General features: G+C 41.0%; 6 protein-coding genes. 2 read left to right on the forward strand and 4 right to left on the reverse strand.

Going from position 1 to position 5,509, the window contains the following annotated elements; genetic code table 11:
* Nucleotides 1-127: 127 nt before the first annotated feature.
* The 4 genes from lipA to G322_RS0117155 form a co-directional block, all read right to left on the reverse strand.
* Complete coding sequence (lipA, locus tag G322_RS0117140) at nt 128-1,096, reverse strand: lipoyl synthase (RefSeq protein ID WP_022942929.1); 969 nt, start codon at nt 1,094-1,096, stop codon at nt 128-130.
* The gene (gene lipB / locus G322_RS0117145) at nt 1,089-1,739 is read right to left on the reverse strand and encodes a lipoyl(octanoyl) transferase LipB (protein ID WP_022942930.1); all 651 of its coding nucleotides are present in this window, start codon (nt 1,737-1,739) and stop codon (nt 1,089-1,091) included. The genes lipA and lipB overlap by 8 nt, the downstream gene beginning before the upstream one ends.
* 23 nt (nt 1,740-1,762) lie before the next feature.
* The gene (ybeD, locus tag G322_RS0117150; RefSeq protein ID WP_022942931.1) at nt 1,763-2,032 is read right to left on the reverse strand and encodes a DUF493 family protein YbeD; all 270 of its coding nucleotides are present in this window, start codon (nt 2,030-2,032) and stop codon (nt 1,763-1,765) included.
* A 76-nt stretch (nt 2,033-2,108) separates the two neighbouring features.
* Nucleotides 2,109-3,266 (reverse strand): D-alanyl-D-alanine carboxypeptidase family protein, encoded by a 1,158-nt coding sequence (locus G322_RS0117155; protein WP_022942932.1) that lies wholly within the window; start codon nt 3,264-3,266, stop codon nt 2,109-2,111.
* Between the two features lie 304 nt (nt 3,267-3,570).
* Between G322_RS0117155 and G322_RS0117160 the strand changes: the two genes are divergently transcribed.
* A complete protein-coding gene (locus tag G322_RS0117160; protein WP_022942933.1) occupies nt 3,571-3,909 on the forward strand; it encodes a P-II family nitrogen regulator in 339 nt (112 codons plus the stop codon).
* Nucleotides 3,910-3,941: 32 nt separating this feature from the next.
* Nucleotides 3,942-5,159 carry an ammonium transporter gene (locus G322_RS0117165; protein WP_022942934.1) on the forward strand — a complete coding sequence of 406 codons (1,218 nt, stop codon included), beginning with the start codon at nt 3,942-3,944 and terminating at the stop codon, nt 5,157-5,159.
* Nucleotides 5,160-5,509 lie beyond the last annotated feature (350 nt).

Consider the following 5,509-nt stretch of genomic DNA (forward strand, 5'->3'; position numbering starts at 1 on the left):
AGCTACGTTGCATTCAATCGCAATAGCTAGCTATTACTCAATCATGCGCCTTGCTCTTCATCATTTTTCCTCAACAAGCCCTGATCACAATATTAGGCGGATTGGTATTACTTATCCAAAATTCAGGTTATTTAACCTCAACACCCGAAGCTTGCAAGTCTGCATGGTATGACGAGCGTACTAAGGGGCCACAAGCTGCATGTTCAAAACCTAATGCTTTTGCCTTTAAGCCCAGTGCATCAAACTCATCAGGGTGCACATAACGCTCCACCGCTAAATGGTTGAGGCTAGGTTGTAGATATTGTCCGAGAGTTAGCATGGTGACACCATGTGCGTTCAAATCAACCAACACCTCTTCAATCTCATCATTGGTTTCGCCAAGTCCCATCATTAGACCTGATTTAGTCGGTATTTCAGGGTGTTGCTCTTTGAATTTTTTAAGCAGTTGCAGTGACCATTTATAATCGGCACCAGGGCGAACGCGTTTATAAAGATGCGGTGCTGTTTCAAGATTATGGTTAAACACATCAGGCACATCATTTTCAAAACAGGCTAATGCTTTGTCCATACGTCCTTTAAAGTCGGGCACTAAGATCTCGATTTTAATGGTTGGATTTAACAGGCGAATTTCACGAATACAGTCAGCGAAATGTTGTGCGCCACCATCGCGTAGATCATCACGGTCAACGGAGGTGATCACCACATATTTAAGCTTCATATCACGAATTGTTTCAGCCAGTTTCTTAGGCTCATCCGTGTCAACTGCCAAGGGTTTACCATGACCGACGTCGCAGAACGGGCAACGACGGGTACAGATTTCACCTAAAATCATAAAGGTAGCTGTGCCGTGGTTAAAGCATTCATTTAGGTTAGGGCAAGAGGCTTCTTCACAAACAGAGAAAAGTTTGTTTTTACGCAGGGCTTTTTTTATTTCCGTCACGCGCGTATTGTCAGCGCGCAGTTTTATCTTCATCCATGAAGGTTTTTTTAAGATAGTCCCTTTTTCTGATGGAATCACTTTGATGGGGATGTGAGAAAGTTTATCGGCATCGCGAAGTTTTTTACCTGCGGTAAGTTGACTTGGTTTATTACTCATGAAAAACACTCTCTATTTGTGAATACTGTAATTTCTGATTCATTTTATCAATTAATCGTGGGGCAAGCTCGTTAACCGTTAAGTTGATCCCCTCATTTTTACATTGGGTCATTTCAAGTCCGGCATAGCCACACGGGTTTATTTGTAAGAAAGGAGAAAGATCCATCTCTACATTTAATGCTAAACCATGAAATGAGCAACCTCTGCGGATTTTTAGTCCCAGTGAGGCGATTTTTTTGCCCTTAACATAAACGCCGGGGGCATCTGCTTTGGCAATCGCTTGCACATTATAATCATTTAACAGCTCAATAATACCTTGCTCAATAATAGTCACTAAGCTACGTACATTGAAGTCTTTACGGCGAATATTAATTAAGAGATAAACAATCAGTTGCCCCGGGCCATGATAAGTGATTTGACCACCTCGATCGCTCTTTACAACGGGGATATCCGTTTGTTGTAATAGATGTTCTGCTTTGCCGGCTGTGCCTTGTGTGAAAACAGCGGGGTGCTCTACAATCCAGATTTCATCCGCGGTATTTTCATCACGTAAATTGGTGAAGTCACTCATCGCTTGCCACGTTTCAGTGTAGGGTTGCAGGCCTAAATAACGCAAGGTGAGTTGTTCTTTTAATTTTGTCATCTTTAGTGTTTTTAATTGAGGTATTAAAGAATATAACGTATTGATTCAAGCTTGTTAAGCTCGTTATAAATAGCTTCTATCTGCTCTTTAGAGTTCACGGTAACAGGCACGTTAAGTGCGTGATAAGTCCCTTTGGAGCTTGGTTTTACGGTCGGGGCGTAATCACCGGGTACATTCCTTTGAATAACGGTTAATACCTCTTCCATGAGTGTTGGGCTGGCTACGCCCATTACTTTAAATGCAAAAACACAGGGAAACTCTAGCAGTTCATCAAAGTGGGTATTTAGTGCCATAGGAAACTCCAAAACGTAGAAATAAAAAATGAGGCAAAATGCCTCACCTCGTAATTATTACTATATAGGGATTGATTTAACCAAACCAACCGATAAACAGTAATGTAATGTAATCGATTAAACGGCTAAATAGTCCACCCTCATCAACACTTTCAAGCGCGATAAGGTCGTAAGTCGCTACGCTTTCATCTGAAAATGAGTAGTTTACTTGCCCTACGACATCGCCTTTTTGGATGGGAGCGCGTAACTCACTATCAATGATAAAATCAGCTTGTAAATTTTTCGCTTGGCCACGTGGCAGTGTAATGGGAGTATCAACAGCAACACCTAAACGAATCATCTCTTGTGATCCCATCCAGACCCGCTCAGTTGCAAGTTGGTCACCTGCTTTATACGGTGTCATTGTTTCAAAGAAACGAAAGCCCCAGTTAAGTAGTTTTTTACTCTCTATTTTACGTGCTGAATCTGATTTTGTACCCATCACTACGCTGATTAAACGCATATCATCTTTGGTTGCCGATGAAACGAGGCTGTAGCCTGCTGCACTGGTGTGGCCTGTTTTAATACCATCAACATTAAGGCTTTTATCCCATAACAAACCGTTACGGTTATATTGTACGATGCTGTTAAATTTGAATGATTTTTCACTGTAGATACGATATTCCTCTGGCACATCTTTGATGAGTGCTTTAGCAAGAATCGCCATATCAGTTGGTGTGGTGTAGTGATCTTCTGCGTGTAAACCATGACTATTGACAAAGTGGGTATTATTCATGCCCAGCTGTAATGCCCATGAGTTCATTAAATCTGCAAATGCATCTTCACTGCCTGCGATATGTTCTGCCATTGCCACACAAGCATCATTACCTGATTGTATGATAATGCCACGATTAAGGTCGGCAACTGTTACCTCTTTACCCACTTCAATAAACATTTTTGATGAGTCTGGGAAATTTTTAGACCATGCTTTTTCAGAGATCATTACTTTATCTGTCAGGTTCAAGTTACCCTGCTTAATCTCTTGACCGATAATATAACTGGTCATCATTTTGGTTAAACTTGCAGGAGCAAGCATCTTTTCACTGTTATTTTCTGAAAGTACCTTACCCGAAGCAAAGTCAACTAACAGGTAACCTTTTGCTGCGATAGCGGGGGCATTCGGGATAACACGTGGTGTTGCTAATACGTTAAAACTGAGGGCGAAAGTGATAAGCAGTAGGCCTATTTTTTTCATCTGTTTTACCTTTAAATGAATGAAATAAAAAATGGAACAAAAAAGTGTACGCACTATAACGCGCTAGGCGTCTCATGGGTATTAAATTATTTAGTCATCTGAATATGGCAAAAGTTCAAGGTGATCTATTTCGGTGCATTGCTTTGGAAAAGTAAGCACCAAATTGGTGCGCAAAAAGGTTTTTAAATATTTGTTTTTAAATAACTCATTGTTTTATAGGTTTAATTTTTGTTGGCATGTTACTTGTTAATACTATGTTAACCAGTAACGAAATATTCGTCCGTATGACAAGAAGGAAGTGCCAATGAAAATGTTAACCGCAATTATCAAACCATTTAAATTAGATGAAGTAAGAGAAGCAATTATGGAGATAGGTATCTCAGGCGTAACGGTTTCTGAAGTGAAAGGGTTTGGTCGTCAAAAAGGGCATACAGAGCTTTATCGTGGTGCTGAATATCAAGTCGATTTTTTACCCAAAGTAAAATTAGAGATAGCCGTAAAAGAGAGTGATGTTGAACGTTTGGTGGAAGCGATTATTAACGCCGCTAATACAGGCAAAGTAGGGGATGGAAAAATATTTATACAATCACTTGAGCAAGTGGTGCGAATTCGTACCGGTGAATTAGACGAAGAAGCACTTTAAACCATTGAAAATTAAATTAAGGAAAATTGTTTATGGAAAACACAGTAATTGAACTTAGGTTTGCGCTTGATACCTTTTATTTTTTAATGTCTGGTGTATTGGTGATGTGGATGGCCGCAGGTTTTGCGATGTTAGAGGCTGGGTTAGTTCGTTCTAAAAACACCACAGAAATTTTAACTAAAAATATTTTGTTATATGCCATCGCTTGTACCATGTTTTTATTGGTCGGTTATAACATTATGTATGTTGATAATATTGAGGGAGGGTGGTTACCCTCTTTCGGCGCTTTAATTGGAACACAGGCATCTGGGGCAGATCACTCCCTTGAATCTGATTTCTTTTTCCAAGTGGTGTTTGTTGCAACTGCGATGTCGATTGTGTCAGGTGTGGTTGCTGAGCGTATGAAATTATGGTCTTTTTTGATTTTCACGGTATTTTTAACGGCATTTATCTACCCCATTGAGGGCTATTGGACATGGGGAGGAGGATTTTTAAGTGCAGCGGGTTTTTCTGATTTTGCAGGTTCGGGTATTGTACATATGGCAGGTGCGGCAGCCGCATTAGCGGCGGTGATTTTACTCGGGGCGCGTAAAGGGAAGTATGGTAAAGATGGTAGCATTCATCCAATTCCTGGTTCAAACATGCCACTGGCAACCTTAGGTACCTTTATTTTATGGATGGGCTGGTTTGGTTTCAACGGTGGTTCGCAATTGCTTATCTCAGATGCTGAAAATGCAACGGCGGTGGGTCTTATTTTTGTTAATACTAATGCAGCTGCCGCTACAGGTGCAATTGCAGCGCTGTTGGTAAGCAAGCTTAAATGGGGTAAAGCTGATCTGACCATGATTTTAAATGGCGCGTTAGCGGGTTTGGTGGCTATCACGGCTGATCCTTTATCTCCATCACCTCTTTTTGCTGCTGGAATTGGCGCAGTAGCAGGTGTGATTGTGGTGTATAGCATTATCGCTTTTGATAAGTTAAAACTTGATGATCCTGTTGGCGCGTTATCAGTACATGGTGTCTGTGGTCTATTTGGTTTACTCGTTGTGCCACTGTCTAACGAAGGGGCTTCATTTGGTGCTCAGTTATACGGTGCTGCGGTTATCTTTGCTTTTGTTTTTGGCGCTTCTTGGCTTGTTTGGAGTGTGATCAAAATAACAATGGGTATCCGAGTTAGTGCAGAGGAGGAGGAAGCTGGCATGGATCTCCATGACTGTGGCTTGGAAGCTTACCCTGAGTTTACCAAGTAAGCGACTGTTACCTATACCCGTTACCAATCAAAGTGCTTTATTCAGTCGTCAGCTCGGACACTAAGATAAGGCGCAGTATGATGACCTTACGAGAGATTAATAAAAAGACATTAATCCTCTCTCGGTAGAATGAAATAAAAAACTTTCATTCTTTAATGGCTAGCCATTAAAGAATACTGCAACGCCGAATTACCATGGTTGCACAAGAGGCGAGCTGGCGACCCACAAGGCAAGCTTTGAGGCAAGCATCTTCGTTGTCTTTCGAGAGATTAACAAAAAGACGTTAATCCTCTATCGACATTGATTAAATGCCAGCATTTAACAATTCGTTAGAAAGCATCGATTGAACC

Origin of the sequence: Psychromonas hadalis ATCC BAA-638 (genome assembly GCF_000420245.1) — a bacterium.
Lineage (GTDB): Bacteria > Pseudomonadota > Gammaproteobacteria > Enterobacterales > Psychromonadaceae > Psychromonas > Psychromonas hadalis.